The sequence below is a fragment of the Fructilactobacillus sp. X3R5C2 genome (genome assembly GCF_059901175.1).
This window is the reverse complement of the sequence record NZ_JBWXVC010000036.1, coordinates 1-256: the sequence shown is the minus strand read 5'-3', so window position 1 is coordinate 256 and position 256 is coordinate 1. Positions and strand designations below refer to the sequence as shown.

Annotated in this window: 1 protein-coding gene; it reads right to left on the bottom strand. The window is 53.9% G+C overall.

Annotation, left to right across the window (positions count from 1 at the left end; all coding sequences use genetic code 11):
* On the bottom strand, positions 1-190 hold a 190-nt coding region (locus tag AC6UD4_RS07335), incomplete at its 3' end, for a hypothetical protein (RefSeq protein WP_500709654.1).
* Positions 191-256: the final 66 nt, after the last annotated feature.

Sequence of the window (256 nt, the reverse complement as noted above, 5' to 3'; positions counted from 1 at the left end):
GTTCCACGTGTCGGAAAACCGGTCCAAGCCGTCCATGCCCATAAACAGCAATCGCGCCAGCACCAGGACAACCACGGCGTTGACGACAAGCCGCGTCGTCAGTCTGAATCCAATGAACATCTTCCCCCCTTTCGTTTCGTTGGTCGGTGTCAGACGCACGCATCGCGAACGCCATACGTTTGGGATACACCGGCACGCGAAACCCACAAGGGGGTTATTTTGACTAAAGCTAAAAATTGGGAGAAAAGCCCAATCA